This window comes from Cupriavidus sp. 291-E7, assembly GCF_057798835.1.
This window is the reverse complement of sequence record NZ_JBYOJV010000004.1, coordinates 315,351-340,565: the sequence shown is the minus strand read 5'-3', so window position 1 is coordinate 340,565 and position 25,215 is coordinate 315,351. Positions and strand designations below refer to the sequence as shown.

The window sequence follows — 25,215 nt, the reverse complement described above, 5'->3', positions numbered from 1 at the left end:
TTTGCAATTCACAGCTTGCGCGGATGCCGCGATGATGCTCCTCCTGGCGAGACAAGACGCAATGGAGGAGACAATGGCAGCCCGCCCACGCATCACGGTCCTTGGCGACTACGAACGCGCGCTTGCGCGGCTGGCCGACTGGCAGGCCATCCAGGCGCAGGCCGAGGTCGGCTTTCATCACGAACCGCTACGCGGCGACGCGCTGGCCGCCGTGTTGCGCAATACCGAAGTGCTGGTGCTCGTGCGCGACCGCACGCCGCTGGACGCCGCCACGCTGGCCATCGCCAGTCAGCTCCGGTTCGTGATCTATACCGGCACGCGCAACACCACGCTCGATACCGAGGCGCTCAAGGCGCGCGGCATTCCGGTGGCCAACACGCATTGGGGGCCTTCCAAGGAGAGCACCTGCGAGATGACCTGGGCGCTGATTCTGGCGGCCGTGCGGCAGCTCGAATCGCAGATGGCGACGATGCGCGCGGGCAACTGGCGTTCGACGGAAAGCCTGGCACTGCCGGGCGTGCTCCACGGGCAGCGCCTGGGCCTGGTGGGCCTGGGTGAAATCGGCAAGCGCGTGGCCCGCGTGGGCAAAGCATTCGGCATGGAGGTGGTGACCTGGAGCCCGCACATGACGCCCGAACGCGCCGTCGCCGAAGGTGCAACGGCCGTCACGCTTGAGGAACTGCTGCAAACATCGCGCGTGGTCAGCCTGCACCTGGTGCCGACCGATCAGACGCGCAAGCTCATCAACGCCGAGCGGATGGCCACGATGCGTCCCGATGCGATCCTGGTCAATACATCGCGCGCCGCGCTGGTCGACATGGATGCGCTGCCCACGGCGCTCGACCAGGGCCGTCCGGCACTGGCCGCGCTCGATGTCTTCGACACGGAACCGGTGCCGGCCGATCACGCATTGCGCAAGCGGCGCGACGTCGTGGTGACGCCGCATATGGGCTTCGTGTGCGAGCCGGTGTTTGCCACGTTTGCGCAAGGGGTGACCGAGGCGTTGACCGCCTGGCTGGCCGGGCAGCAATGACCTGAAAAATCCCGCCGATGGCCTGGTCGATCAGGCGCCGGCTGCTGTCGTCGCGCCGAAGCGCCACGACAGCCGCTGCGCCGCCTGTTTCACGACCTGGGCGATGTCGCTGTCCAGCGCGCTGTCGAAGCTGCCGCTGCTGCCCATGACGGCGATGACGATGGCCAACGCGCCGGTGTGATCGAATACGGGCGCGGCCAGTGTGTCGATGCCGGGCACGGGCCGGCTGACGGCGTTGTCGATGCCGGCCTCACGAATCCCGCGCCAGCGTGGCATGCAGTCGGCCAGCAGGCCGGCGTCGACTTCCACGCCCGCCATGCGGATCGCGTCCTGCGCCAGTGCCTGCCTGAGTACGTCGTCGGGCAGGTGCGCCGCGAAGGTCCGCCCGATCGCCGTATTGACCATCGACAGCACCGTGCCCACGCGCAGGCTCACGTGCTGCGGGCGGGACGCTTCCTCAAGCCGGATCACGGTTGGGCCCAGCGGCCCGAACACCGCCATTGCCACCGATAGCCCCGTGGCGTGCGCCAGCGCGATCACCTCCGGCTCGGCTTCGCGCGTGGGGGACAAGCGCTGCAGCGCCAGCAGCCCCAGCTCCAGCGCCAGAACCCCGGCTTCGAAATCACCGTTGGCGTTGCGTGTCAGCAGGCCGATCTTCTGCAGGCTGACCAGATGCGGAAAAGCCTTGGCCGGCGCCATGCCGGCGGCACGCGCCAATTCGCCGAGCGATAGCGGACGTCCCGCATCGGCCAGCGCGCCGAGCAACTGGCCGGTGTTGTCGAGCGACTGGATGCCGCGCTGGGGTTTGCTGTCTTCGGTTTCGGTCATGCCGGCTCCATCGCGCGCGCGATGTTATCGATCGTGCCGCGCATGGCGCGCGCCACCGGGCCTTGCCAGTCGACGTCGATCGCACCGGTCGATCCGATGGCCGTCAGCACCAGCCATAGCGTGCCATCGGCGCCTCTCAGCGGCATGGCAAGGCTGCTGACGGCGGGGCTGGGCGAATCGATGCTGTGTTCCATGCCGCGTTGACGAACCATCTCCAGATGCGCGGTGAAAGCGGGCAGGGTATCGGCCGATGCGCCGGTCTGCTGTTGTTGCCAGATTGGCTGCCAGTGCGCGTCGGGCTGGAACGCGCAATAGGTGCGGCCCGTGGCCGTGGTTGCCAGCGCCATCACCGTTCCCACGTGCAGGTTCACATGAAGCGGCGTGCCGGCGGGCGCGTAGTGGACGATGGTCGGACCCTGCGGCGTGGGCAGGCTGATCGCCACATTGCAGCCGATGGCCGATGCCAGCGCCTGCACATGCGGCACCGCGGCGCGATAGGCCGGCGCGTGATCCAGATGAAGCATGCCCAGCCGCAGCGCCAGCGGGCCGGGCTCGTAGCTGCCGTCGAGATGGTCGCGCTTGATCAGCCCGAGCCGCGTCAGGCTCACCAGATAGGTATGCGCCTGCGCCGGTGCAAGCTGGGCCGCGGCGGCCAGCTCGGCCAGCGACAGCGGCCGGCGCGCTCCGGCCAGCGCCTGCAGCAGGCGGCCGCCCACCTCCACGCTCTGGATGCCGCGTTGCGTCTTGCCTGCCGGTTCGCCTGGGGGTCGTGCCATTGCCACGGTCGTGGTTTGAAAAGAGTCCAATGGTAAGCGATACGCCGGCTTCGGGCGCCCTGTGAGGCGCTTGCCCGTCGTCGCGATCGCTGGGGTTTTCCCGGAGAAACCCACGTGGCCACGGGACTTTGCGGGTAATTTAGCAAATAGCAATCGTATTTGCCATTGACTAAAAATGGGCGTCTTCCTAAGATTCATTCACGCCGATCCCCACCAGATCGCCCCCCCGATCCCTACCTATCAAGACGACAACGAGGCAGACATGGCAAAAGCATTCGCATCCCAGGCCGACCTGGAAGCCAAGCAGATCACCTTCACCCAGCTTTCCGAAAACGCCTGGGCCTATACGGCGGAAGGCGATCCGAACTCGGGCGTGATCATTGGCGACGACGGCGTGATGATCGTGGACACCACGGCCACGCCCGCGATGGCGCAGGACCTGATTGCGAAGATCCGCGCCATCACCGACAAGCCGATCAAGTACGTGGTGCTGTCGCACTACCACGCGGTTCGCGTGCTCGGGGCGTCGGCGTACTTTGCCGAAGGCGCGCAGCAGGTGATCGCCAGCCGTGGTACCTACGAGATGATCGTCGAGCGCGGCGAGGCCGATATGAAGTCGGAGATCGAGCGATTCCCGCGCCTGTTCGCCGGCGTGGAAACGGTGCCCGGCCTGACATGGCCGACGCTGGTCTTCGAAAAGGAAATCACGCTGTTCATGGGCAAGCTCGAAGTGCGCATTGCCCACCTTGGGGCGGGCCACACCAAGGGCGACACCGTCGTATGGCTGCCGCAGCAGAAGGTGCTGTTCTCGGGCGACCTGGTTGAATACGACGCCGCGTGCTACTGCGGCGACGCGCAGCTTGAGCAATGGCCGGCCACGCTCGACGCGCTGGCCGCGCTGCAGCCGGAAAAGCTCGTGCCGGGCCGTGGCCCCGCGCTGACCAATCGCGAGGATGTGGCCAAGGGCCTGGCCTACACCAAGGACTTTGTCTCCACGCTGCTGCAGGCCGGCCGCGAAGCCGTGGCCGACAAGATGGATCTGAAGGCCGCGATGGCGCATACCCGCAAGTCGATGGATCCGAAATTCGGCAGTGTTTTCATCTACGAGCACTGCCTGCCGTTCGACGTGTCGCGCGCATTCGACGAGGCATCCGGCATCAGGCACCCGCGTATCTGGACGGCGCAGCGCGATCAGGAAATGTGGGCCGCGCTGCAGGAATGACCGCGAGCCGGTGATTGTCTCCCTCTCCAGCGGCGCCGGAGAGGGAAGCAGAAGAACACAACCACAGAAGTGGACGGAGACACCATGAGCAGTACCGAAGTCGATATCGACTACCAGAAGCAGACGTACGACTACGTGCCCTGTGCCGAGCAGCAGGCCGGCCACCGTGCCGAAGGCCCGCACCCCGTGATCGTCGTGGGCGCTGGTCCGGTGGGGCTTGCAACCGCCATCGACCTGGCGCGCCACGACGTACCCGTGGTGCTGATCGACGATGACTGCTCGCTGTCCACGGGGTCGCGCGCGATCTGCTTTGCCAAGCGCACGCTCGACATCTTCGATCGCCTTGGCTGTGGTGATCGCATGGTCGACAAGGGCGTGCGCTGGCACGTCGGCAAGGTGTTCCTCAAAGACCGGCAGATCTACGCATTCGACCTGCTGCCCGAAGCAGGGCACCAGCGTCCCGCGTTCATCAACCTGCAGCAGTATTACGTCGAGGGATACCTGCTCGATTGCGCGCGGTCGATGCCGAACATCGACATCCGCTGGAAGAGCCGCGCCGTGGCCCTGGAGCAGCACCCGGACCACGCGGCACTGACGATCGAAACGCCCGATGGCTGCTACACGTTGTGCGGCCGGTATGTGGTGGCGGCCGATGGCTCGCGCAGCCCGCTGCGCAGGATGCTGGGCCAGGAAAGCCACGGCCACACGTTCCGTGACCGCTTCCTGATTGCCGATGTGAAGATGGAAGCGCCGTTCCCGGCCGAGCGGTGGTTCTGGTTCGACCCGCCGTTTCATCCGAACCAATCGGTGCTGCTGCATCGCCAGCCCGACAATGTCTGGCGCATCGACTTCCAGCTTGGCTGGGATGCCGATCCCGTTGCCGAAAAGGCGCCCGAACGTGTCATCCCGCGCGTGCAGGCATTGCTCGGCCCCGACGCAAAGTTCGAACTCGAATGGGTCAGCGTCTACACGTTCTCATGCGTGCGCATGGATAGTTTCCGCCACGGGCGGGTGCTGTTCACGGGCGACGCCGCGCACGGCGTATCGCCGTTCGGCGCGCGTGGCGCAAACAGCGGCGTGCAGGATGCCGAGAACCTGGCCTGGAAGCTGGCCTATGTACTGCAGGGCAAGGCGCCCGACAGTCTGCTCGATACCTATGCCGGCGAACGTGAATTCGCCGCCGACGAGAACATCCGCAATTCGACGCGCTCCACCGATTTCATTACGCCCAAGAGCGCGGTCAGCCGTGTGTTCCGCGACGCCGTGCTGACGCTGGCGCGCGACCACGCGTTTGCGCGGCAACTGGTCAATAGCGGCCGCCTGTCGGTGCCGGCAGTGCTGCGCCAGTCCCGGCTGAACACGGCGGACGCCGATGGCTTTGCCGGCGCGATGGTGCCTGGCGCGGTGTGCGTCGATGCCCCGGTCGCGGACGCGGCCGGCAAGCCCTGGCTGCTGCAACATCTTGGCGATACCTTCGCCGTACTCGTGTTCGGCGCGCCGGCCGGACTCGATGCCGCACAGGCCGAAGCGCTGCGCACGCTGCAGCAGAGCGGTATTCCGCTGCGGGTGGTGTTCGTTACCGATGCATCCATTTCGGCATCGGCACAGGCATGGCCCGGCGCTTCCGTGCTGCGCGATGCCGAGGGTCTGGCAGCGAAACGCTATGACGCACGCGCCGGCACGTGCTATCTGGTGCGCCCCGATCAGCATGTGTGCGCGCGCTGGCGCGGCGTCGATGCCGCAAGCATCGCCGTGGCGCTGGCCCGTGCCACCGGCAACGAGCCGGCATCGAATGCCGGGCCGTCCGCGCCGGTGCGCGTCGCGGCATTGGCCTGAAGACCCGAACGTAAAGGAGACAGGCTCATGCCGCTCAACACCGCCCCCAATCTGGCGCGTCCCGATGATTTCTACGAGGCGCTGATCGACATGCATCGCGATCTCGACGACGCGGCCAGCCAGGCCGTCAATGCCCGGCTGATCCTGCTGCTGGCCAATCACATCGGCGATCACGACACGCTGGCCGAAGCCATGCGGCTGGCCCGCGCGGCGGCCGACGAATCCACGCCCGCCTAACCACTACCCAACCGGCGATTGACCTCCGCAGGGGCGCGCACAGACGCCCCAGGGGCCAACTCGTCCCTGTGCAACCGAATCCGGAGACAACCATGCACACCCAGAGCCTGGGCGCCGCCCCCGCATTGCCCGACGTATCTGCTTCGATCCTTCCGCTGCAACAGGAAGATGCGCTGTACCGCAAGGTCTGGCTACGCATCATCCCGTTCCTGTTCATCTGCTACGTGGTGTCGTTCCTGGACCGGATCAACATCGGCTTTGCCCAGTTGCAGATGAAACAGGACCTCGGCTTCAGCGACGCGATGTACGGACTCGGCGCAGCCGTCTTCTATATCGGCTACGTGCTCTGCGAAGTGCCCAGCAACATGCTGCTGGCGCGCTTCGGGGCACGGCGGACGTTCACGCGGATCATGATCCTCTGGGGTCTGGCATCGGTCGGCATGATGCTGGTGTCGCAGCCATCGCATTTCTATCTGCTGCGTTTCCTGCTGGGCGTATTCGAGGCGGGATTCTTCCCCGGCATCGTGCTGTATCTCACTTACTGGTTTCCGGCGCGCCGCCGTGCCGCGGTGATGGCGATCTTCTTTGCCGGTGTTGCCGTGGCCGGTGTGTTGGGCGGGCTGGTGTCGGGATGGATCATGCGTGACATGGCCGGCGTGCTCGGCATGTACGGCTGGCAGTGGATGTTTGCAATCGAAGGCGCGCCGGCCGTGCTGCTGGGGCTGATCGCGGCTTTCTGTCTGGTCGACGGGCCGCGCCAGGCCACCTGGCTGACGCCGGCCGAGCAAGACCATCTGGTGGCGCAGCACGAAGCCGAGACGCGCGGGAAGGGCAGTCAGGCGCATTCGCTGCAGGCGCTGACGCAGGCGTTGCGCAATCCGCGCGTGTACCTGTTCGCGTTCATCTACTTCGCGCTGACCTGCGGTTCGTTGACGCTGTCGTTCTGGATGCCGCTGATGATCCGCGACTTCGGCATTCGTGACGTGATGGCGGTGAGCCTCTACTCGGTGATTCCGAACGCCATTGGCGCCGTTGGCCTGATCCTGATCGCGCGGCGGTCCGACCGGCTGGGCGAGCGCCACGGGCACTTCCTGTGCTGCACTGCCGGAGGCGCCCTGGCACTGGTCGCGCTGACGCTCCATGTGCCGAGCTTCGGGGTCTCGCTGGCGATCCTTTCGATTGCCGCGGTGCTGATCTTTGCCGCCCTGCCGATCTTCTGGTCGCTGCCGCCCAGCCACCTGCCGGCACAGACCGCTGCCACGGGCATCGCCTTTATTTCCAGCATCGGTATTACCAGCGGCATTGTCAGCCCGTGGGTGATCGGCCAGATCAAGACGCATACGGGCAGCATGGACAACGCGCTGTATCTGCTTGCCGGGCTGCTGCTGGCCAGTGGCCTGGCCATGTGGAAGGGAGTTCCCCGCACCCCCACGGCGCACTGAGACCCGCCCACTTCACCAAAGCCGGGCGCCGCATGCCCGACTTCGGTGAAAAACCATTTGTTTCATGGTTATCCATGATGGAACACTTGTTGCTGAGTGACTAGCATTGCAACAGCTGACGCTTTCATTCAACAGGAGTGTTCCATGATCCAGTCCTTCCCGATCCGTGCCGCCGCGTTGCTGGCGGCATTGACCGGCGCCGGTTCGGCGCTGGCCGCCGATCCCGCCGCGGTGGCCGCCAGCCCCACGCTCGGCAAGATCAAGTCGTCCAACACGATTTCGATCGGGCATCGCACGTCGTCGATTCCGTTCTCGTACTACGACGCGAACCAGAAGGTGATCGGGTTTGCGCAGGACATCTGCGACCGCGTGATCGATGCGGTCAAGAAGGAAACCGGCTCGCCCGGCCTGCAGGTGCGCATGGTGCCGGTGACATCGCAGAACCGCATGTCGCTGGTGCAGAACGGCACCGTGGATCTGGAATGCGGTGTGACCACCAACCTGAAGGCGCGCCAGCAGCAGGTGTCGTTCTCGACCACGTACTTCGTGGCCGGTACGCGGTTGCTGGTCAAGAAGGGCAGCGCGGTGCACGACTTCCCGGACCTGGCCGGCAAGACCGTCGTGACCAACGCGGGTACTACGTCGGAGCGAATCCTGCGCAAGCTCAATGACGAAAAGGGCGCCAACATGACGATCCAGAGCGCCAAGGATTACGGTGAATCGTTCCTGATCCTGCAGTCGGGCCGGGTGGCGGCGTTCATGATGGACGATGTGTTGCTGTCCGGCGCGCGCACGCTCTCGCCCAAGCCCGACGACTGGGCCGTGGTGGGCACGCCGCAATCGTTCGAAGCCTACGGCTTCATGATGCGCAAGGATGATCCGGGCTTCAAACAGGTGGTGGACGGCGCGATGAGCGGCCTGATGCGCAGCGGCGAGATCAATACGCTATACGCGAAGTGGTTCCAGAAACCGGTGCCGCCCAAGAACATCTCGTTCGATCTGCAGCAAAGCGAGCAGATCAAGAAGGCATACGCGAACCCGAACGACGAGGCGTTCGAATAACAGGCGCACGCCTCAGGGCAGATAGGCCCCGGTGCGATGGAGTTGGCCCTCGGTCTGCTCCAGCGCCCGGATCGCGCCCTTGCCCTTGCGCGCCAGCAGCTGTTCCACCAGCGCTTCCACCATCGTCACGCCCGATGTGATCGACGGGAAGAACGACGGGCTGTCGATGGCGAACAGCAGCGTGCAATCGGCTTCCAGGGCGATTGGCGCCACGGTGCTGTCGGTCAGCGCAATGACCTTGCAACCGGCCTCGCGTGCGGCCTGCGCCACGCGCAGGCTTTCCTGCGAGTAGGGCGCAAAGCCGGCCACCAGCACGGCATCCTTGGCGTTGAGGGCGCGCAGTTCCATTTCCAGCGTGCCGGCATCGCCACGAATCAACCGCACCGAGCTGCGGAACAGGCCGTAGATGTAGTGGAACGTGAACGCAATCGGAAAGCACGACCGGAAGCCGGCCACGTGCACGATGGGCGCGGCGGCCAGCAGATCGGCCGCGCGCGGCAGCGTGTCGGCATTGTTGGCAAGCAGCGCATCGAGGTTGTGATGCTGGACTTCGATCATCTCTCCCAGCATCTTGCTTGAGCCACTTTCCTTGACCACCTTGCGCGCCCGCCGGGCATACGGCTGGCTGCCGCCGTCGCGCACCGCCGCGACAAAGAGTTCGCGCAACCCCTGCCAGCCTTCGAAACCCAGCGATTGCGACAATCGCACCAGCGTGGCCGGCTGCACCCCCGCATTGGCGGCTACCTTGCGCATCGACTGGATCGCGATGTCACGCGGATGGTCGAGCAGATAGCGTGCCCCGCCCTGGAACTGGACGCTCAGATTCGGGAATTCGTTGCGCAACTGTTCGAGCAGCGCGTCAAGCGTTTGTGGCGGCATGGCCTGATCGGCGGGCATCTGGATGGGGAGTGAACGAAAAGTGCAACGATTGTTGCATAGGTTCGTGCGCCGCGCCGCCCAATGCGCGGGAATCGTATGTATCTTTTGCTTGATGCAATGAAACAGTTGTTGCGTAGACGGAAGGTTGTTCCTATACTGGCACCTGTTTCGCGCCCCGCCCACTTGTGGCATCTCCGCTTCCATCATGACGCACGTATTCCATCGCAATCCCAAGCAAACCTTGCCCGTGGCCGTCGGCGGCAAGGGTATCGAGCTGTTCGACAGCAATGGCCGCGGTTATCTGGACGCCTCCGGCGGTGCCGCGGTGTCGTGCCTGGGGCACGGGCATCCGCGCGTGATCGAAGCGATCAAGGCGCAGGTCGATACCCTTGCCTATGCGCACACATCGTTCTTCACGACCGAAGTGTCGGAAACGCTGGCACAAACGCTGGCCGATGCCGCGCCCGGCGATCTCGATCATGTGTACTTCGTGTCCGGCGGTTCCGAGGCCGTGGAGGCCGCGTTGAAGCTGGCCCGCCAGTATTTCGTCGAAGTGGGCCAGACCCAGCGCCGCCACTTCATTGCGCGTCGCCAGAGTTACCACGGCAATACGCTGGGTGCGCTTGCGATTGGTGGCAATGCGTGGCGCCGCGAGCCGTTCCTGCCATTGCTGGTGCCCGCGCATCATGTGTCGCCGTGCTATGCCTACCGTGACCAGGCCGCTGGTGAAACCGATGTGCAATATGCGCAGCGGCTGGCCGATGAACTGGAAGCGAAGATCCTGGAACTGGGGCCCGATTCGGTGGCGGGCTTCGTCGCCGAAACGGTGGTCGGCGCAACGGCTGGCGCGGTGCCGCCCGTGGCCGACTATCTCAAGCGTATCCGCGCGGTGTGCGACAAGTACGGCGTGCTGCTGATCCTGGACGAAGTGATGTCCGGCATGGGCCGCACGGGCTACCTGTTCGCGTGCGAGGAAGATGGCGTGGTACCCGATATCGTCACGATCGCCAAGGGGCTGGGCGCCGGCTACCAGCCGATCGGCGCCATGCTTTCGACGTCGCGCATCTATGACGCGATCGTCGGCGGCAGCGGCTTCTTCCAGCACGGCCACACCTACATCGGCCACGCTACCGCATGTGCCGCCGCGCTGGCGGTACAGCGCACCATCGCCGAGGACAATCTGCTGGCGAATGTGCTGGCACGGGGTGAACAACTGCGCGCACGCCTGCGCGAAGCGCTCGGCAATCATCCGAATCTCGGCGACGTGCGCGGCCGTGGGTTGTTCGTCGGCGTGGAGTTCGTGGCGGACCGCGCCAGCAAGGCCACGCTCGATCCGTCGAAGAAGACGCATGCGGTGCTCAAGCGCACCTGCATGGAAAACGGGCTGCTGGTCTATCCGATGGGTGGCACGGTCGACGGCATCCACGGAGATCACGTGCTGTTCGCGCCGCCGTTCATCTGCACGCCGAACGATATCGACAACATCGTCGACCGCTTCGTGCAGTCGGTGAACAAGGTCCTGCCGGCCTGAGGAACGTCACCATGTCGATCGATACCACGCGGCGTCCGTTCGCGCTCGCCGTTGCCCCCAATGGCGCGCGCAAGACCCACGTCGACCACGCCCGCCTGCCCATCACGCCCGACGAGCTGGCCCAATGCGCGCGCGAGTGCGTGGAAGCCGGCGCGGCCATGATTCACCTGCATGTGCGCAAGGCCGATGCCACGCACAGCCTGGAAGTGGCCGATTACGAGCCAGCCATTTCCGCGGTGCGCAAGGCCGTGGGGAACCGTCTCGTGCTGCAGCTGACCACCGAAGCCGTCGGCATCTACCAGCCTGCGCAGCAGATCGCCACGGTGCAGGCGTTGCGCCCGGAGGCCGCTTCGGTGGCGGTGCGTGAGCTGGCGCCCGACAATACGGCGCTGCCCGACGCGGAAGCGTTCTTTCACTGGATGCACCGCGAAAACGTCGTGGCGCAGTACATCCTTTACGACGCCAACGATGTCCACCGCTATGCGGCGCTGCGTGCCAGCGGCGCAATCCTGGAAGGGCGGCACTGGGTGCTGTTCGTACTGGGCCGGTACTCGGCGGGACAGAAGTCGTCGCCCACGGACCTGCTGCCGTTCCTGGCCGCATGGCAGGAAACGGGCCTTGACCAGGCCGGCATCGAATGGGCGGTTTGCGCTTTCGGCAAGCAGGAAGCCGATTGCGCGGCAACCGCCGTGATGCTCGGCGGTCACGCCCGCATTGGTTTCGAGAACAACATGACGTTGCCCGATGGCGCGACAGCGCCCGATAACGCCGGGTTGCTGCGTGCGGTCGGCACGCCGCTGCGGAGCCTTGGCTATGCGGCGATGACGGCGGACGACCTGCGCGCCCGCTTCGCGTAATCCACTTTGGCAGGGCTGGCGGGATTCCGGTACGCTAGGCGCTTCATCGATTTCCCCATCCAGGAGTGCCGATGTCCGCCAGCCCGTCCAGCCAGTCATTTTCCACTGAAGCCGCGCCGCTGGCGCGCGACATCGTCCACGCATTGCGCGCGTCGCGCATCCGCGAAGTGGCCAATGCCGGCATCGGCCTGCCGGACGTCATGCCGTTCTGGTTCGGGGAATCGGATCAGGTCACACCGCAATTCATCCGCGATGCCGCTGCGCGCGCACTGGGCAATGGCGCCACGTTCTACACGCATAACCTCGGCATCGCACCGCTGCGCGCCGCGCTATCGGAATATGTGACGCGCCTGCACGGCGCCACCCCCGTCGACAACATCGCCGTGACCAGCGCCGGCGTCAATGCGCTGATGCTGGCTGCGCAACTGGTGGCTGGCCCCGGTGACCGCGTGGTCTGCGTCACGCCGCTCTGGCCGAACCTGGTCGAAATTCCGCGCATTCTGGGTGCCTCGGTGGAAACGGTCACACTCGATTTCGGGGCCGATGGCTGGACGCTCGATGTCGACAAGCTGCTGCGCGCACTGACGCCGGGCACGCGCGCGGTGATGATCAATTCGCCAAACAATCCCACTGGCTGGGTCATGACACGTGCCCAGCAGCAGATCGTGCTGGACCATTGCCGCCGTCACGGTATCTGGATCATCGCCGACGAAGTCTACGAGCGGCTCTACTACGGCGCCGAAGGCGGCAACGCGCCGTCGTTCCTCGACATCGCCAGCCGCGACGAGCGGGTGATCGCCGTGAACTCGTTCTCGAAAGCATGGCTGATGACGGGCTGGCGACTCGGCTGGATGGTGCTTCCCGCATCGCTGATGGACGACCTGGGCAAGCTCATCGAATACAACACGTCATGCGCGCCGTCATTCGTGCAGGAGGCCGGCATTGTCGCGGTTCGTGAGGGCGAGTCCTTCACGCAGGATCTGGTGCAACGCCTGCATACCGCGCGTGACCATCTGGTTGGCGCGTTGTCCGCGCTGCCTGGTGTCGAAGCCCATGCACCCGATGGCGCCATGTACGTCTTCTTCCGGCTGGAAGGCGCCACTGACAGCCTGGCCCTGTGCAAACGGCTGGTGCGCGAAGCACATCTGGGGCTGGCGCCGGGAAGTGCGTTTGGGGACGAGGGCGAAGGATTTGTCAGATGGTGCTACGCGTGTGACGTGCCGCGGCTCGATGAAGGGGTAGGGCGGTTGCGGCGTTTCCTTGGGATGGCTTAGGGATCGGGCCGGCGCGCAAGGTGCCGGCCGAACCTGCCATTCACGCGGGGCCTGTCGATTCGTCTCAGGCTACCTTGCCGCCACGTCCTCGCTCCACCATCCACCCCCCAGCGCCTGCATCAGCGCGGCCGAATCGGCCAACCGCGCCGCGCGTGCCTGCGACAGGTCCAGCGCGGCCTGCCGGGCCTGGCGTTCGGCGTCGATCACGGTGAACTGGCTGACGCCGCCCAGCCGATACTGTTCGCTGACGATGGCCAGCGTGTCGCGCGTCTGCCTGGCGTTGTCGGCGCGAGCCTGCAGCGTGCCCGCATCGGCATCGAGTGCGCGCAGCGAATCGGCCACGTTCTGCAGGCCCTGCAGCACCGCCTGCTGATAGGCGCCCAGCGACTGTTCGTACGCCGCTTCCTTCGCGCGCTTTTGTGCCCGGAGTTCGCCGCCGTGGAAGATCGGCTGCACCACGCCCGCGGCAAGGCTCCAGACGTTCATGCTGCTGAACATGTCGCGCAAGCGCATTTCTTGCGTGCCGCCGCTCGCGGTCAGCGTGATCTGCGGATAGAGGTTGGCCGTCGCCACGCCGATATCGGCGGACGCCTGGTGCAGCAGCGCCTCCGCCGCCCGGATGTCGGGACGGCGGCGGGCAAGCTCCGAGGGCAGGCTGACCGGTAGCGACTCAGGCAGATGGAGGTCTTCAAGGCGAAACTCCGGCAGTTGCGCGCTGGCCGGCGTCTGCCCCGTGTAGACGGCGAGCTGGTGGCGTGCGGCGTCCACTTGCTGCGACAGGCCCGGAATCAACGCCTGCGTCTGCGCCAGTTCGGCTTGCTGGCGCTGCACGTCGACGCGCGCCACGCCGCCTGCCTTCAGCCGCTCCTGCATGATGCCGAGCTGCCGCTGCTGGGCTTCGGCAATCGCCACGGTATCGGCCAGTTGCGCGCGCAGGCCGGCTTCGCGGATGGCGGTGGTGGTCACGTTCGCGGCAAGCGACAGCCGCGCCGCTTCCAGCTCGTAGCGTTGATAGTCGACGGCGGCCCGCAAGCCTTCCAGTTCGCGCCGCTGTCCGCCAAAGAGATCCAGCGCGTAAGACACCTGCACGCTTGCGTTGTAGAGCGTGAACGGGCGGGGACTCGGGAATTGCGTGATGCCGACGGAGGTCAGGTCCACTTGCTGGCGCGTGGCACTGAGCTTGGCGTCGACCTGCGGAAACTGCGTGGCGCCAGTGCGCGCGTTGAGATTTTCCTGCGCCTCGCGCAGACGCGCGCGCGCCTGGGTCAGCGTCGGGCTGTTGGCAAGCGCGATCCGTACGGTGTCGTCCAGCTTTGGGCTGCCGAACAACGTCCACCACTGTGCCGGCACGTCGCTCGCTTCGATCGTTTGCGTGGGGTAGCCTTGCGACGCCATTTGCAATGGTTGCGGACCGGTGGTGTAGCGCGCGTCGGCCGGTGCGTCGGGTGTGCGGAAGTCGGGGCCGACCGCACAACCGGCCATTAGCATTGCGGCAGCCGCCGCCGGGATTGCAAGAGAGGTTCGAATACGCATGATGGCGCTCCGCATTCAATCGAGCGTGCGCTTGTAGAAGCGCACCGCGATCGTCATGACGATGACCGTGAACAAGGCGACGGGCCAGACGTTGGGCCAGAGTTCGGTCCATCCGCTGCCCTTGAGCATGATGCTGCGGACCATCCGGTTGAAGTAGGTCATCGGCAGGACATTGCCAATCCACTGCGCCCACGTGGGCATGCCGGCGAACGGGAACATGAAGCCGGACAGCAGGATATTGGGCAGGAAGTAGAAGAACGTGAGCTGTACCGCTTGCAACTGATTCGCGGCCAGCGAAGACAGCGTGATGCCCACGGTCAGATTCGCCGCGATGAACAGCAGGGCGGCCAGATACACCGCGATCACGGACCCCAGGAACGGCACGTCGAACACGAAATGCGCGGCGAGCACGATGATCGTGGCCTGGATCAGGCCGATGAAGATGTAGGGGACGATCTTGCCCGAGATCACCTCGATCGGCTGTACCGGTGTGGCCAACAGGTTTTCCATCGTGCCGCGCTCGCGTTCGCGCGTCATGGCCAGCCCGGTCATCATCACCATCGTCATCGTCAGGATCACGCCCATCAGCCCCGGCACGATGTTGTACTGGGTGATGCCTTCCGGGTTGTATAGCCGGTGTACGTTCACGTCGAACGCCGATTTGCCGCCGGCCAGCGGCGCCAGGGCGCCCTTGAGGTCGATGCGTGCGACGGTGTCGGGCAATTGCGCCAGCGACCCGATGGCCGGGCCGGTGGCGGAGGGGTCGGTGGCGTCGGCCTCGACCAGAATCTGCGGGCGGTCGCCATGCAGCAGCCGGCGCGAGAAATCGGGCGGGATATTGACCACGAACTGCACATCGCCGCGCAACAGCGCTTCACGGCCCGCGTTTTCATCGGGCATCGTGCGCACGACCTTGAAGTAGGTGGTGTTTTCCAGCGCGGCGATGAACGTGCGGGAGAAATCGCTATGCTCGGCAATGATCACCGCCGTGGGCATGTGGCGCGGATCGCTGTTGATCGCAAATCCGAACAGCAGTAGCTGCACGATGGGCAGGCCGACGATCATGCCGAACGTAATGCGGTCGCGGCGCAGTTGCAGGAACTCCTTCAGCACGATGCTCCACCAGCGCTGCACCGAGAAGGACCGACGCAGCCGCGAGACCTGACGCGCGGCGTTCATGATGCCTCCTTGCCGCCATGCGCCTTCTTCTGCGCGGGCGCCGCGGCCATATTGTCCTGGGCGCCACCCATCATATGGATGAAGACGTCTTCGAGGCTCGTCTCGGTCTGCGTGATGCGATTGTCGGCGCCGGCGTACTGCTTCAGTGTCTGTTCGAGCTGGCTGGCGTCCTTGCCGGTCACATGCAGCGCCGTGCCGAAGGCCACGGTCTGGTCGACGCCGGGCTTGCCCTGCAACTGCGCGGACAGCTCGGCCAGGTTGCCGCCTTCGACGCTCCAGGTGCTCAGGTGCTGGCTGGCTACCACTTCGTCGGACGTCCCCTGGGCCAGCAGCTTGCCGTAGGCGATATACGCAAGCTTGTGGCAGCGTTCGGCCTCGTCCATATAGTGCGTGCTGACCAGCACCGAGATGCCGCGCGCGGCAAGCTGGTGCAGTTGTTCCCAGAAGTCGCGGCGCGCTTTCGGGTCGACGCCGGCGGTCGGCTCATCGAGCAGCAGCAACCGCGGCTCATGCAGCAGGCAGGCGGCCAGCGCGAGCCGCTGCTTCCAGCCGCCGGACAGGGACCCGGCCAACTGCTCGGCACGCGATTCCAGGCCAAGGTCTTCCAGCGCGCGATTCACCACCTCACGGCGGTTTGCCATGCCGTAAACGCGGGCGACGAAGTCGAGGTTTTCGCGGATCGACAGGTCTTCCCAGTACGAGAAGCGCTGCGTCATGTAGCCCACGTTGCGCTTGATCTCGGCGGCCTGCTTGAGGATGTCATAGCCCAGGCACGTGCCTGAGCCGGAGTCGGGCGTCAGCAATCCGCACATCATGCGGATCGATGTGGTCTTGCCGCTGCCGTTCGGCCCCAGGAAGCCGAAGATTTCGCCACGCGCCACCTGCATGGTCAGGTTGTTGACCACGTGCTTGTCGCCGAAATGCTTGTTCAGGTCGCGCACATCGATGGCGAGTTCGCCATTGCGATGCGCGCCACCGTTGACGGCGGAGGATGGCGTGCTCATGACTGGACCACCTCCACGGGCTGGCCGGGGCGCAGCTTCGGGGCATCGTCGGCGCTGGGGCGTGCCTCGATCAGAAAGACGAGCTTGCGGCGCGTTTCATTGCTGTAGATCACGGGCGGCGTGAATTCGGCTTCGTTCGATACATAGGTGATCCTGGCGGCGATCGGCGCCGCGCAGCCATCGCAGCGGATCGTGATGGCCTGCCCGTTCTTCAGCGATCCCACCACGGCCTCGGGCACGTAGAAGCGCACCTTGACGTTGCCCGGCGGCAGCATGCGCACGACGGCGCTGCCAGCGGGCACCCATTCGCCCGGCCGGAACGGCACGTCATAGACCAGGCCGGAGACCGTGGCATTGACCGATTTGCGGGAGAGCTTCCATTCGGCCTGCGCCAGCGCGGCGCGCGCGGCATCGATCTGCGCGCTTTGCGCCGCGAGCTGGTCTTTGCGGCCGGGCAGGCGCGCCACATCGATATCGCGCTGCAGTTCGCGCACGCGGGCGGCGTCGGCATCGGCGGTGGCGCGGCTTTCGTCGAGCTGGGCTTTCGAGATGCCACCGATATCGAACTGGGCTTCGTCGCGCTTGCGCTGCGCGGCGCTGCGTCCGGCCTGAGCCTGCGCCTGCACCAGTTGCGCCTGGTTGACCGCCACTTCCACGGGACGCTTGCCGGTCTGGATATCGGCCAATTGCGCCTCGGCCACGCGAACCTGCTCGGCGGCCTGCTGGCGCGCGGCGCGCTCGTCGTCGGACTCAAGCACGAAGAGCGGCGCACCGGTGCTGACCTGCTGGCCGCGATCGACCGACAGCTTTTCCAGCCGTCCCGCGAACGGTGAGGCCACGGCAACGAACTCGCCTTCGACATAGCCTTGCCAGGTGGTGGCCTTGTCGTTGCTGCACGCTGCGAACATCGTGCAGGTCAGCAGCAGGGTCCAGGTGCGGATCGGGGTGGGAAACATCATGCAGGCTCCGTGATTCGGCGTTCAGGCGGGGTCTTTCGGCGGCAAGGACAGGCCGTGACCAAGCAGGGCGGTGACGTGGCGCACCAGGGTGTCCGTGTCGATGTCGGCGGCGCCGGGCAGGGCGCGCCAGATATGCGTGGTGGCCAACGGCAGCAGCGTCAGGCCGACCAGCGACACCATGATCAGCGCGGGCTCCAGCCCTGGATTGAGTTGCCCCTGCGCATGGGCAGCGGCCAGCGGACCGGCGATCAGTTCCGCGCGTTGCAGGGCGACCCGTTGCAGCAGCCGTTCGCGCAGCAGCCCATCGGTGCCGACGATCTCGCGGATCCACAGCCCCGGGAACCACGGCGTCGCCGAGGCCGTGCGGATGATCTGGCCCGCCAATGCCTGGATGCGGGCCACTGGCTCGGCCGGAGCAGCCTGGAGTGCGCCGAACACGTGATCGATCAATGGCAGCAGGCGCTCGTCGAATACGGCATCGAGCAGCGTCTCGCGGTCTCGAAAGTAGTAGTGAACCAGCGCTGGCGTGACGCCGGCTTCGGCGGCAATGGCCTTGGTGGAGGTCGCCGCCACGCCGTGGCGCGCGAACAGCGTCACGGCGGCGTCGACCAGTCGGTCTCGCTGGCCCGCATCGGTGGTTTGCGCAGTGGGCCGGCCAGGGCGGCGCGGACGATCGGAAGGTGGCTTGGTGCTCATGGACAGTCAATGCGGGGTATCGGCTCAATATTAATTTGCGAATTAATTAATACAAGGCCGGTTACAACATCGACTCCACGGCACCCGCAAGCGTTGACAAGACAAGCGTGGACGGAATGCTGCGACGCAGCAAAACAGGGTAGACATGTCATGTCGGCTTGGCTATGCTCGCGCCAGTCAAGAAGGGTGCCCCGTGGGTGGCGCATCCGCATCCCTGGGTTTCCTATGCAGCGTTTCCGTTTCCCGGCCGCCTTGTCGCGGCTGCGCCCGCGCTTTGTCCGTCGACTGGCTGCCCTGTTGGTGGCGAGTACGGCATTGCCGTGGGCGGCGCTCGCGCAGGAAACGAAGGTCGAGCCGGACACTGAAAGCCCGTTCGCCTTTCACGGCCAGACCACCTACATCTGGACCCGCAAGCCGGCCTTCAACGCGGCCTATTCAGGCGAAAACAGCCTGACGCCCGATCGGGCCAAGAGCTATTCGTTCACGGGGACCCTCGATCTCGGTCTGCGCCTTTGGCGCGGCGCGGAATTCCACTTCAATCCCGAGGTGGCGCAGGGCGTGCCGTTTTCCGATTTGCACGGGATGGGCGGCCTGTCCAACGGCGAATTGGCGAAGACCGCCAGCACGACGCCCAAGTTCTATCGCGCGCGCGCCTTTGTTCGCCAGTACTGGGGCATGGGTGGCGGCGACGAAACGCTCGAATCCGATTTCAACCAGTTCGCCCGGACCGTGGACAAGCAGCGCCTGGTGCTGACCGCCGGCAATTTCGGCGTGATCGACGTGTTCGATCAGAACCCGTACGGATCGGACCCGCGCACGCAGTTCATGAACTGGTCGTTCATGACGCACGGTTCGTGGGACTATCCGGCCGATTCGCGCGGCTACAACTGGGGCGCGGCGCTGGAATACATCGGGGACGGCTGGTCGGCACGGGTTGGCCATTTCCTGCAGCCGGTCGAATCGAACGGGCGCGCGCTCGACACCCGGTTGTTCGAGCACTACGGGCAGATGCTGGAACTGGAAAAGCGCTACGCGATTGCCGGACGGCCGGGACAGGCGCGGCTGCTGCTGTGGCGGAACAAGGCGAAGATGGGCGCGTTCAACGATGCCATCGCATTCGGCCAGGCCAATGGCGTGACGCCCGATGTGGCCGACGTGCGCCGCGAGCACAGCAAGTGGGGCGTGGGCCTGGCATTCCTGCAGGAAGTGGCGAACGACACCGGCGTGTTTCTGCGGGCCAACTGGTCCGACGACAAGACCGAAACGTACGCCTTCACCGAAATCGGCCGGCAGGTGGCAGGCGGGGGCACGATGAAGGGTGCGCGATGGGGCCGCCCGAACGATGAGGTCGGGCTGGCGGTGGCGGTGAACATGCTGGGGTCGGCGCACCGTGGCTACCTGGCTGCCGGCGGCCTTGGGGCGTTCCTTGGCGATGGCGCGCTGCGCTATGGGCCGGAACAGATCGTCGAGATCTACTACAGCTTCGCGGTCTGGAAAACGCTGACGCTAAGCCCGGATTTCCAGTACGTGCGAAACCCGGGCTATAACCGCGATCGCGGTCCGGCCAAGTTCATCGGCATCCGCGCGCACGCGGAGTTCTGAGGGCGCCTTTGCTTACTGACGCGCGTTGCGCCGGTTATCGGGCCACGGCGTATTGAAGTTGGTGCGGAACGGATTGATGTCGAGTCCGCCGCGCCGGGTGTAGCGCGCGTACACGGCCAGCTTCACCGGCTTGCACATCCGCTGCACGTCGACAAAAATCCGCTCCACGCATTGCTCATGGAACTCGTTGTGGTTGCGGAACGAGATCAGGTACTTGAGCAGGCCTTCCTGATCGATCGGCGCGCCCACGTAGCGGATCTGCACACTGCCCCAGTCCGGCTGGCCCGTCACCAGGCAGTTCGACTTCAGCAGGTGCGACACCAGCGTTTCTTCCACCGGCGATTCGTCCTGGTCCGCCTTCAGCAGCGACGGGTCCGGTTCGTAGATATCGGTTTCGATATCGAGGCGGTCCAGCAGGAGTCCGTCCAGTTCGCCCATCTTCTGGGTGCCCAGGTCCGCTTCGGTCACCAGCCGCACCTGTACCGTGCCGCCCGTGGCTTCGGACAGGTCGTGGTGCAGCAGTTGCTGCAGCGCCTCGGCGGAGGCAACCTTGCTCTGGTTGAACGAATTCAGGTACAGCTTGAACGACTTCGATTCAACGATGTTCGGCGTATCGGCCGGAATGACGAACGTGGCCAGCGCCACCTGCGGCTTGCCCTTGAGGTTCAGCCAGGACACCTCGTAGGCATTCCAGAGGTCGACGCCGAAGAACGGCAGCGCGCGTCCTTCGGGCAGGCCGATCTCCGTGCGCTTGGGCTGGCGCGGAATCGGGAACAGCAGCGTCGGATCGTATTCGGTCTTGTAGGCCGAGGGCTTGCCCAGCGGCGAGTGCTCAGGAAGCGTCATGATCGGGCTCAGGCCAGGAACAGCTTGTAGACGGGGTTATCGGTCTCGTCCCAGTGTACGTAACCGAGTGTGGAAAGGAAGGTGCGGAATTCGCGCTTCTCGTTCTTCGGCACCTGGATGCCGACCAGGATGTTCGACGTGTCGGCGCCCTGGTTCCGGTAGTGGAACAGGCTGATGTTCCAGTTCGGGCTCATGCTCGACAGGAACTTCATCAACGCGCCGGGGCGCTCCGGGAATTCAAAGCGGTACAGCAGTTCGTCATGCGCCAGCGGCGAGTGGCCGCCCACCATGTAGCGGATGTGCTGCTTGGCCAGTTCGTCGTTGGACAGGTCCAGCGTGTCAAAGCCGTGGCGGCGGAAGTTGGCGGCCATCTTGTCGCTTTCCGCGCGGCTGGCGATCTGCACGCCCACGAAGATGTGCGCCACGCCGGTGTCGGCGATGCGGTAGTTGAACTCGGTCACGCTGCGCGTGCCGACCTGCTCGCAGAAGCGCTTGAAGCTGCCGCGCTCTTCGGGAATCGTCACGGCGAAGACCGCTTCGCGCGCCTCGCCCACCTCGGCGCGCTCGGCCACGAAGCGCAGGCGGTCGAAGTTCATGTTCGCGCCGCAGGCAATTGCCACCAGGTGCTGGCCCTTGAGCTTCTCACGCTCGGCATACGCCTTGAGACCGGCCACCGCCAGCGCGCCGGCCGGCTCCAGAATGCTGCGCGTGTCCTGGAAGACATCCTTCAGCCCGGCGCAGATGGCGTCGGTATCGACCAGGATGATGTCGTCCACCAGTTCGCGCGTGATGCGGAAGGTTTCCTTGCCGACCAGCTTCACGGCCGTGCCATCCGAAAACAGGCCCACGTCCTTCAGTTCCACGCGCTTGCCGGCGTCGACCGAGCGCTTCATCGCGTCCGAGTCGAACGTCTGCACGCCGATGACCTTGATCTCGGGGCGCACCGCCTTGACGTACGCGGCGATGCCCGAAATCAGGCCGCCACCGCCGATGGCGACGAAGATCGCGTGGATCGGGCCGGGGTGCTGGCGCAGGATCTCCATCGCAATCGTGCCCTGGCCGGCGATTACCTCGGGATCGTCGAACGGGTGGATGAACGTGAGCTTGTGCTTCTTTTCCATCTCGGCCGCGTGCAGGTAGGCGTCGCTGTAGGACTCCCCGTGCAGCACGATCTGCACCCATTCCCCGCCACGCTCGCGCACCGCGTCGATCTTCACCTGCGGCGTGGTCGTGGGCATGCAGATGATGGCTTTGCACTGCAGGCGCGCGGCGGACAGCGCCACGCCCTGCGCATGGTTGCCGGCCGAAGCGGCGATCACGCCGCGCTTCAGTTCCTCGGGCCGCAGCGACGCCATCTTGTTGTACGCCCCGCGCAACTTGAACGAGAACACGGGCTGGGTGTCCTCGCGCTTGAACCAGACCGCATTGTTGGTGCGCGCCGATAGCGCCGGCGCGTAGGTCAGTTCGGTCTCCTGGGCCACGTCGTAGACCTTGGCGGTCAGGATCTTCTTCAAATAGTCGGGCTTGGCGGGGGTGCGGGTCATGGTCTGCGGGCGCCACATGGGCGGTGGCAAAAAAAGCCGGAAAAATCGGCGGAAACCGCCAATGATAATGGATGGCGCACCAGCAGGCCCGCCGCGGCCGACAAAGCGTGACGGACCCGCGCGCGTGCCGCAAGGGCCACAGTTGTAGGACAGCGCCCGGTGGACGCTTGTCAAAACGACGTGTTACGGTTTCACGCGATGCCTCCGTTATCTCTCATCGAACCCAATACCGCGCTGTTCCTGGACTTCGACGGCACGCTGGCCGATCTCGCGCCGCTTCCGCACCTGGTGGAAGTGGAACCCGATCTGGTCGGCACGCTGCGCGCGTTGCATACGTGTCTGGGTGGTGCCCTGGCGATTATCTCGGGCCGGCCCGTGGCCGAACTCGACCAGTTCCTGCAACCGCTGCGCCTGCCCGCCGCCGGTATCCACGGAGCGGAGTTCCGCAATGGCGCGGAGCGTATCGCCAGGCCGCCGGCACCCGGCATCGGCCCGTTGCTGCCGCGCCTGGAAGCGCTGGTCCTGAAGTATCCCGGTCTGAAACTCGAACGCAAGTCGGTTGCCGTGGCCATCCACTACAGGCAGGTGCCGGAACTGGAACCGCTGGTCCGCGCGGCCGTGGTCGACCTGCTGCGCGATGCAATCGGGCTTGACGCGCTGCCGGGCAAGATGGTCATCGAGATCAAGCCGGCCGGCGTGGACAAGGGCGGCGCGATTGCCGCCTTCATGCGGACACCGCCGTTCGCGGGCCGCATGCCGCTGTTCGCGGGTGACGATGTCACCGACGAGGCTGGCTTCGCCGTGGTGCGCGAGCTTGGCGGCATCGGGCTGCTGGTAGGCCAGCGCGCCTCGGCGGCGTCACACAGCCTGCCGCAGCCCGCCGACCTGCGCGAGTGGCTGCACCGTTCCGCGCACGCGCTGACGCATCTGCACGCGCAACGCGGCGGCCAAATCCCATCCGATTCCCTCTCACCCCCATCTGCCCGGGAGGATACGTTGTGAGTGAACCTGCCAACCTCAACCCCCAGATTGCCACTGAGGCGCCTGCCGTCAACACCGATTCCGATGCGTCATGCCGGCACGCCGATCCGTCGCTGTCGCTGGGCATGATCGGCAACTGCGCGTTTTCGGCGCTGGTCGATGGCCGCGGGCGCATCGTCTGGTGCTGCATGCCGCGTTACGACGGCGATCCGGTCTTCAATGCGCTGCTGGACCCGAGCGAAAACGCCGGGCACTTCAATATCGAGATCGAGGACTTTCAGGAAGCCACGCAGTGGTATGAGCCGAACACGGCCATCCTGCGCACGCGGCTGATCGACCAGCACGGCAGTTGCCTGGAAATCACCGATTTCTGCCCGCGCTTCTTCCGCATGGGGCGCTACTTCCGGCCGCTGACGCTGGTGCGGCGCATTCGTCCGATCCGTGGCGCGCCGCGCGTGCGGGTCACACTGGCGCCGCGTTTCAACTACGGCCGCCAGCAGCCGCATGTCACACGCGGCAGCAGTCACGCACGGTTCGTCGGCGACGACATGACGCTGCGCCTGACCACCGACGCGCCGCTGGCCTACGTGCTGTCCAACACGCCGTTCCTGGTGACGCGCGGCTACAACTTCATCCTGGGGCCGGACGAGACGCTCACGCATAGCGTGGAAGAAATTTCGCGCGACTTCGAGCAGGAAACCACGTCGTACTGGCGGCTGTGGAGCCGCCGGCTGGCCGTGCCGCGCGAATGGCAGGACGCGGTCATCCGTGCCGCCATCACGCTGAAGATGTCGCTGTATGAGGAAACCGGCGCGATCGTGGCCGCGATGACCACGAGCATTCCCGAGGCGCCGGGCAGCGGACGCAACTGGGACTACCGTTTCTGCTGGCTGCGCGACGCGTTCTTTGTGGTGCGCGCACTGAACAGCCTGTCTGAAGTCGGCACGATGGAAGACTACCTGCGCTGGCTGTCGAACGTGGTGATGCAGTCGCAGGACGGCCATATCCAGCCGCTCTATGGCATCGGTCTCGAACGCGAGCTGCCGGAAAGCATCCTCGACCATCTGCCCGGCTATCGGGGCATGGGTCCGGTGCGCGTGGGCAACCAGGCGCAGGAGCACTTCCAGCACGACGTGTACGGCAATGTGGTGCTGGCTGCCGCGCAGGCGTTTCATGATCATCGTCTGCTCTATCGCGGCGGCCCCGCCGAATTTCGCAAGCTGGAGGACGTCGGCGAACAGGCCGTGCGCGTATTCGGCACGCCCGATGCGGGCATGTGGGAGCTGCGCACGCGCGCACGCATTCACACCTCGTCGGCATTGATGAGCTGGGTGGCATGCGACCGCCTGGCCAAGATCGCCGAGAAGCTGGAGCAGCCCGCGCGCGCCGCCTACTGGCACGACCATGCCAACCGCATGAAGCAGCGCATTCTCGACGAGTCGTGGAACGAGCAGCGGCAGGCCTTCGCGGAAAGCTTCGGCGGCAAGGAGCTGGACGCCAGCGTGCTGCTGATGGCCGAGGTCAACTTCATCGATCCGAAGGACCCGCGCTTCATATCTACCGTGAAGGCGCTGGAAGAGTCGCTGTGCGATGGCCCGTACATGCGCCGCTACGAGGCGCCGGACGACTTCGGCAAGCCAGAGACCGCCTTCAATATCTGCACGTTCTGGCGCATCGACGCGCTGGCGCGCATCGGGCGGCGCGAAGAAGCGCGCGAGATTTTCGAGTCGATGCTGGCCGCGCGCAATCCATTGGGACTGCTATCGGAAGACACACACCCGATCACCGGCGAGATGTGGGGAAATTTCCCGCAGACCTATTCGATGGTCGGCTTGATCAACGGTGCCATGCGGCTGTCGGCACCCTGGGACACCGTGATCTGAGGAAAGGATTC

22 protein-coding genes are annotated in these 25,215 nt (G+C 65.5%); 12 read left to right on the top strand and 10 right to left on the bottom strand.

The features are described 5' to 3' along the window. Positions 1-73: 73 nt before the first annotated feature. On the top strand, positions 74-1,033 hold the full coding sequence (locus tag AC3FLX_RS10145) for a D-2-hydroxyacid dehydrogenase family protein (RefSeq protein WP_488696132.1): 960 nt from the start codon (positions 74-76) through the stop codon (positions 1,031-1,033). A gap of 30 nt (positions 1,034-1,063) precedes the next feature. Here AC3FLX_RS10145 and AC3FLX_RS10140 read toward each other — a convergent pair whose 3' ends face one another. Next, the gene (locus AC3FLX_RS10140) at positions 1,064-1,861 is read right to left on the bottom strand and encodes an IclR family transcriptional regulator (RefSeq protein ID WP_488696131.1); all 798 of its coding nucleotides are present in this window, start codon (positions 1,859-1,861) and stop codon (positions 1,064-1,066) included. Then, positions 1,858-2,637 (bottom strand): IclR family transcriptional regulator, encoded by a 780-nt coding sequence (locus AC3FLX_RS10135; RefSeq protein ID WP_488696129.1) that lies wholly within the window; start codon positions 2,635-2,637, stop codon positions 1,858-1,860. The genes AC3FLX_RS10140 and AC3FLX_RS10135 overlap by 4 nt, the downstream gene beginning before the upstream one ends. A 262-nt stretch (positions 2,638-2,899) precedes the next feature. On the opposite strand from AC3FLX_RS10135, the gene AC3FLX_RS10130 reads away from it, so the two are divergent. The 5 genes from AC3FLX_RS10130 to AC3FLX_RS10110 all read left to right on the top strand — a co-directional run bounded on the left by AC3FLX_RS10130 (position 2,900) and on the right by AC3FLX_RS10110 (position 8,436). Beyond that, on the top strand, positions 2,900-3,859 hold the full coding sequence (locus AC3FLX_RS10130) for an MBL fold metallo-hydrolase (RefSeq protein WP_488696128.1): 960 nt from the start codon (positions 2,900-2,902) through the stop codon (positions 3,857-3,859). Between the two features lie 84 nt (positions 3,860-3,943). Further along, a complete protein-coding gene (locus tag AC3FLX_RS10125) occupies positions 3,944-5,695 on the top strand; it encodes an FAD-dependent oxidoreductase (RefSeq protein WP_488696127.1) in 1,752 nt (583 codons plus the stop codon). Positions 5,696-5,722: 27 nt separating this feature from the next. Then, the gene (locus AC3FLX_RS10120) at positions 5,723-5,932 is read left to right on the top strand and encodes a DUF2783 domain-containing protein (RefSeq protein ID WP_488696126.1); all 210 of its coding nucleotides are present in this window, start codon (positions 5,723-5,725) and stop codon (positions 5,930-5,932) included. A 92-nt stretch (positions 5,933-6,024) separates the two neighbouring features. Further along, positions 6,025-7,374, top strand: a complete 1,350-nt coding sequence (locus AC3FLX_RS10115; RefSeq protein WP_488696124.1) for an MFS transporter — start codon at positions 6,025-6,027, stop codon at positions 7,372-7,374. Between the two features lie 144 nt (positions 7,375-7,518). Continuing rightward, the gene (locus AC3FLX_RS10110) at positions 7,519-8,436 is read left to right on the top strand and encodes a glutamate/aspartate ABC transporter substrate-binding protein (RefSeq protein ID WP_488696122.1); all 918 of its coding nucleotides are present in this window, start codon (positions 7,519-7,521) and stop codon (positions 8,434-8,436) included. A gap of 12 nt (positions 8,437-8,448) precedes the next feature. Here the strand turns inward: AC3FLX_RS10110 and AC3FLX_RS10105 are convergent, their stop codons facing one another. Beyond that, a complete protein-coding gene (locus AC3FLX_RS10105) occupies positions 8,449-9,333 on the bottom strand; it encodes a MurR/RpiR family transcriptional regulator (RefSeq protein WP_488696121.1) in 885 nt (294 codons plus the stop codon). Positions 9,334-9,520: 187 nt separating this feature from the next. Here AC3FLX_RS10105 and AC3FLX_RS10100 point away from each other — a divergent pair, with 187 nt between their 5' ends. The 3 genes from AC3FLX_RS10100 to AC3FLX_RS10090 all read left to right on the top strand — a co-directional run bounded on the left by AC3FLX_RS10100 (position 9,521) and on the right by AC3FLX_RS10090 (position 12,977). Further along, the gene (locus AC3FLX_RS10100; protein ID WP_488696120.1) at positions 9,521-10,846 is read left to right on the top strand and encodes an aspartate aminotransferase family protein; all 1,326 of its coding nucleotides are present in this window, start codon (positions 9,521-9,523) and stop codon (positions 10,844-10,846) included. Positions 10,847-10,857: 11 nt separating this feature from the next. Then, positions 10,858-11,703 carry a beta-keto acid cleavage family enzyme gene (locus tag AC3FLX_RS10095; RefSeq protein ID WP_488696119.1) on the top strand — a complete coding sequence of 282 codons (846 nt, stop codon included), beginning with the start codon at positions 10,858-10,860 and terminating at the stop codon, positions 11,701-11,703. 71 nt (positions 11,704-11,774) lie between these two features. Further along, positions 11,775-12,977: a pyridoxal phosphate-dependent aminotransferase gene (locus tag AC3FLX_RS10090; protein WP_488696116.1), complete on the top strand. Its 1,203-nt coding sequence runs from the start codon at positions 11,775-11,777 to the stop codon at positions 12,975-12,977. Positions 12,978-13,046: 69 nt separating this feature from the next. Here AC3FLX_RS10090 and AC3FLX_RS10085 read toward each other — a convergent pair whose 3' ends face one another. From AC3FLX_RS10085 to AC3FLX_RS10065, 5 genes are read right to left on the bottom strand one after another with little or no spacing between them, the layout of a single operon-like run. Beyond that, complete coding sequence (locus AC3FLX_RS10085) at positions 13,047-14,510, bottom strand: efflux transporter outer membrane subunit (protein ID WP_488696114.1); 1,464 nt, start codon at positions 14,508-14,510, stop codon at positions 13,047-13,049. Positions 14,511-14,525: 15 nt separating this feature from the next. Continuing rightward, on the bottom strand, positions 14,526-15,689 hold the full coding sequence (locus AC3FLX_RS10080; RefSeq protein WP_488696112.1) for an ABC transporter permease: 1,164 nt from the start codon (positions 15,687-15,689) through the stop codon (positions 14,526-14,528). Next, positions 15,686-16,693 carry an ABC transporter ATP-binding protein gene (locus AC3FLX_RS10075; RefSeq protein WP_488696110.1) on the bottom strand — a complete coding sequence of 336 codons (1,008 nt, stop codon included), beginning with the start codon at positions 16,691-16,693 and terminating at the stop codon, positions 15,686-15,688. The genes AC3FLX_RS10080 and AC3FLX_RS10075 overlap by 4 nt, the downstream gene beginning before the upstream one ends. After that, positions 16,690-17,652, bottom strand: a complete 963-nt coding sequence (locus tag AC3FLX_RS10070) for an HlyD family secretion protein (protein WP_488696108.1) — start codon at positions 17,650-17,652, stop codon at positions 16,690-16,692. Before AC3FLX_RS10070 ends, AC3FLX_RS10075 begins: the two co-directional genes overlap by 4 nt. A gap of 21 nt (positions 17,653-17,673) precedes the next feature. Then, the gene (locus AC3FLX_RS10065; protein ID WP_488696106.1) at positions 17,674-18,348 is read right to left on the bottom strand and encodes a TetR/AcrR family transcriptional regulator; all 675 of its coding nucleotides are present in this window, start codon (positions 18,346-18,348) and stop codon (positions 17,674-17,676) included. Between the two features lie 225 nt (positions 18,349-18,573). On the opposite strand from AC3FLX_RS10065, the gene AC3FLX_RS10060 reads away from it, so the two are divergent. Then, positions 18,574-19,950 carry a carbohydrate porin gene (locus AC3FLX_RS10060; protein WP_488696104.1) on the top strand — a complete coding sequence of 459 codons (1,377 nt, stop codon included), beginning with the start codon at positions 18,574-18,576 and terminating at the stop codon, positions 19,948-19,950. A 12-nt stretch (positions 19,951-19,962) separates the two neighbouring features. Here AC3FLX_RS10060 and queF read toward each other — a convergent pair whose 3' ends face one another. Together queF and ilvA are read right to left on the bottom strand one after the other, a co-directional pair. Continuing rightward, positions 19,963-20,796, bottom strand: coding sequence for an NADPH-dependent 7-cyano-7-deazaguanine reductase QueF (gene queF / locus AC3FLX_RS10055; protein WP_488696102.1), 834 nt, complete (start codon positions 20,794-20,796; stop codon positions 19,963-19,965). Positions 20,797-20,804: 8 nt separating this feature from the next. Continuing rightward, a complete protein-coding gene (ilvA, locus tag AC3FLX_RS10050; RefSeq protein WP_488696100.1) occupies positions 20,805-22,340 on the bottom strand; it encodes a threonine ammonia-lyase, biosynthetic in 1,536 nt (511 codons plus the stop codon). A 198-nt stretch (positions 22,341-22,538) separates the two neighbouring features. On the opposite strand from ilvA, the gene otsB reads away from it, so the two are divergent. After that, entirely contained in the window at positions 22,539-23,342 is an 804-nt protein-coding gene (gene otsB / locus AC3FLX_RS10045; RefSeq protein ID WP_488696098.1) for a trehalose-phosphatase, read from the top strand. 104 nt (positions 23,343-23,446) lie between these two features. Beyond that, positions 23,447-25,204, top strand: a complete 1,758-nt coding sequence (locus AC3FLX_RS10040; protein ID WP_488696223.1) for a glycoside hydrolase family 15 protein — start codon at positions 23,447-23,449, stop codon at positions 25,202-25,204. The last annotated feature ends 11 nt before the right edge of the window (positions 25,205-25,215 follow it).

What these genes read in the sequence shown, in the direction of transcription:
- AC3FLX_RS10145 (WP_488696132.1), top strand. Translation starts at nt 74, where the DNA reads ATGGCAGCCCGCCCACGCATCACGGTCCTTGGCGACTACGAACGCGCG.
- AC3FLX_RS10140 (WP_488696131.1), bottom strand. Translation starts at nt 1,861, where the DNA reads ATGACCGAAACCGAAGACAGCAAACCCCAGCGCGGCATCCAGTCGCTC.
- AC3FLX_RS10135 (WP_488696129.1), bottom strand. Translation starts at nt 2,637, where the DNA reads ATGGCACGACCCCCAGGCGAACCGGCAGGCAAGACGCAACGCGGCATC.
- AC3FLX_RS10130 (WP_488696128.1), top strand. Translation starts at nt 2,900, where the DNA reads ATGGCAAAAGCATTCGCATCCCAGGCCGACCTGGAAGCCAAGCAGATC.
- AC3FLX_RS10125 (WP_488696127.1), top strand. Translation starts at nt 3,944, where the DNA reads ATGAGCAGTACCGAAGTCGATATCGACTACCAGAAGCAGACGTACGAC.
- AC3FLX_RS10120 (WP_488696126.1), top strand. Translation starts at nt 5,723, where the DNA reads ATGCCGCTCAACACCGCCCCCAATCTGGCGCGTCCCGATGATTTCTAC.
- AC3FLX_RS10115 (WP_488696124.1), top strand. Translation starts at nt 6,025, where the DNA reads ATGCACACCCAGAGCCTGGGCGCCGCCCCCGCATTGCCCGACGTATCT.
- AC3FLX_RS10110 (WP_488696122.1), top strand. Translation starts at nt 7,519, where the DNA reads ATGATCCAGTCCTTCCCGATCCGTGCCGCCGCGTTGCTGGCGGCATTG.
- AC3FLX_RS10105 (WP_488696121.1), bottom strand. Translation starts at nt 9,333, where the DNA reads ATGCCCGCCGATCAGGCCATGCCGCCACAAACGCTTGACGCGCTGCTC.
- AC3FLX_RS10100 (WP_488696120.1), top strand. Translation starts at nt 9,521, where the DNA reads ATGACGCACGTATTCCATCGCAATCCCAAGCAAACCTTGCCCGTGGCC.
- AC3FLX_RS10095 (WP_488696119.1), top strand. Translation starts at nt 10,858, where the DNA reads ATGTCGATCGATACCACGCGGCGTCCGTTCGCGCTCGCCGTTGCCCCC.
- AC3FLX_RS10090 (WP_488696116.1), top strand. Translation starts at nt 11,775, where the DNA reads ATGTCCGCCAGCCCGTCCAGCCAGTCATTTTCCACTGAAGCCGCGCCG.
- AC3FLX_RS10085 (WP_488696114.1), bottom strand. Translation starts at nt 14,510, where the DNA reads ATGCGTATTCGAACCTCTCTTGCAATCCCGGCGGCGGCTGCCGCAATG.
- AC3FLX_RS10080 (WP_488696112.1), bottom strand. Translation starts at nt 15,689, where the DNA reads ATGAACGCCGCGCGTCAGGTCTCGCGGCTGCGTCGGTCCTTCTCGGTG.
- AC3FLX_RS10075 (WP_488696110.1), bottom strand. Translation starts at nt 16,693, where the DNA reads ATGAGCACGCCATCCTCCGCCGTCAACGGTGGCGCGCATCGCAATGGC.
- AC3FLX_RS10070 (WP_488696108.1), bottom strand. Translation starts at nt 17,652, where the DNA reads ATGATGTTTCCCACCCCGATCCGCACCTGGACCCTGCTGCTGACCTGC.
- AC3FLX_RS10065 (WP_488696106.1), bottom strand. Translation starts at nt 18,348, where the DNA reads ATGAGCACCAAGCCACCTTCCGATCGTCCGCGCCGCCCTGGCCGGCCC.
- AC3FLX_RS10060 (WP_488696104.1), top strand. Translation starts at nt 18,574, where the DNA reads ATGCAGCGTTTCCGTTTCCCGGCCGCCTTGTCGCGGCTGCGCCCGCGC.
- queF (WP_488696102.1), bottom strand. Translation starts at nt 20,796, where the DNA reads ATGACGCTTCCTGAGCACTCGCCGCTGGGCAAGCCCTCGGCCTACAAG.
- ilvA (WP_488696100.1), bottom strand. Translation starts at nt 22,340, where the DNA reads ATGACCCGCACCCCCGCCAAGCCCGACTATTTGAAGAAGATCCTGACC.
- otsB (WP_488696098.1), top strand. Translation starts at nt 22,539, where the DNA reads ATGCCTCCGTTATCTCTCATCGAACCCAATACCGCGCTGTTCCTGGAC.
- AC3FLX_RS10040 (WP_488696223.1), top strand. Translation starts at nt 23,447, where the DNA reads ATGATCGGCAACTGCGCGTTTTCGGCGCTGGTCGATGGCCGCGGGCGC.